We start from the raw sequence: 1401 nt of genomic DNA, 5'->3' as shown, positions 1-1401 counted from the left end.
CCTGCACACCTCTCCCTCCCTCTCGTGCAGTTCTTTGCGAGGCCGATTGGCCGAATGCTGCTTTGGGGTTTGTCAGCTTACATATCAGGTGCGATCGAAGTTCTTTGTATTTATCTTAGAATAACTGATCATCGGACGATACCTGTCAGTTATCGCAGGAAGGAATCGACAGCGGATGAGTCGCACAGAAAACACGGTTTCTTCCGGCCATGACAGAATCGCCCTATGCACGTGACGCGTAGATCTAGTATGCTTCGTCAGGAGGTCGGAATCGATACCCGCGGCCGCACTCAGCCCTCTGATTTCAATCCCGAAGGGTGGCGAGAAATCTCGATTCCTGTTCATGTCTCCAACGAGGTCCGTAGCCGGATTGTCACAGAGTGGGTGCCGGAGATCGAGTGGCTGTTCCAGGGCCGGAAGGTGTCCGATGTGGCCAACTGCTGGTATTGGATTACGTCAGGAAATGACTTTCCCTCTGGTCTTGCGCGAGCTCTTGGGCGACATCGGGGGCGAGCTCGTCGACGAGATCTCGCTGCCCTGGAAACGATGTGGTACCGCGTCGCCGTGACACGGGTCTGGGGTGCCCGCCAGTGTGCAGTGAACGCGCGATCAAGTGTAACTGTTCCCGGAGCGCATCTGCTGCTGCTGGACACAGCGTTTCCGCGGCGGCGTCGAGCGCAGCGACCAGTGCCTCTAATTGCACAGGTGCGTGCTCGATGATGGAGTGTGCATCGATTTGGACGAGTTCTTGGGTATGCGCTTCAAGCCATTGATCGAGTACAAGGCATTCGTCCCGGTCGAGACGTTCGAGCAGTTCAACGAGCAGCGGACGATCGATCCGAAACGTGCGGATTGCGACCTCGTGGATCCGATGTGTCTGAGCAGACCGCTCAGTCCGCAATAGCTTAACTTGTCGACCTTCTACGCGAATCAACATCCGAGTCATCCTCCGTCCACTGGAACATGACGAGGATACTTCAGGCAAGCGGCGCTCTCTACTCCGAATTGCGAGCCGCGAATACTGCGTCAGGTTCATGAGTTCCAGAGTCCGTTAACGTCAGAGTTGTCATCCGGGCTCGCTGCTGCCTCGCCAGGTCTGGTTGATTCCGGCCGCATCACTGAGCAGTGCCCAGATGAAAAGGAAGTGCGTGCACCGCTGTGGGCCATTATCGGATCTGCCTGCCATCGTCGTTTCATTGGCCGAGAAATCAAGCAGTCGTGCGAGAGCGCTCATGCGCATATGAGTTTCAATGTGAAGTCAAGTGCCGTCAGTTGGATACAACACCACGCGAATCTTCGTAAGGTTTGCAAGCATTCGATATTTTAGGACTCCATTTAACAATTAACAATTTTCGATAGTGTTGATTTTGCGTCGACCAAGCTGCTGCTTCGCATTAGATG

The 1401-nt window shown here is 54.6% G+C and carries 1 protein-coding gene; it reads right to left on the bottom strand.

The window, feature by feature from the left end:
• Window positions 1-451: 451 nt before the first annotated feature.
• Window positions 452-937, bottom strand: a complete 486-nt coding sequence (locus ACFUEJ_RS24180; RefSeq protein WP_224756095.1) for a hypothetical protein — start codon at window positions 935-937, stop codon at window positions 452-454.
• Window positions 938-1401 lie beyond the last annotated feature (464 nt).

This window comes from Gordonia sp. NPDC057258, assembly GCF_042668985.1.
GTDB classification, from domain to species: domain Bacteria; phylum Actinomycetota; class Actinomycetes; order Mycobacteriales; family Mycobacteriaceae; genus Gordonia; species Gordonia hongkongensis.
Note: the sequence above shows the minus strand (reverse complement) of the source record. Positions and strands in the feature narration are given on the sequence as shown.

Coding starts and splice junctions, on each gene's coding strand:
- ACFUEJ_RS24180 (WP_224756095.1), bottom strand. CDS start 937: ATGTTGATTCGCGTAGAAGGTCGACAAGTTAAGCTATTGCGGACTGAG.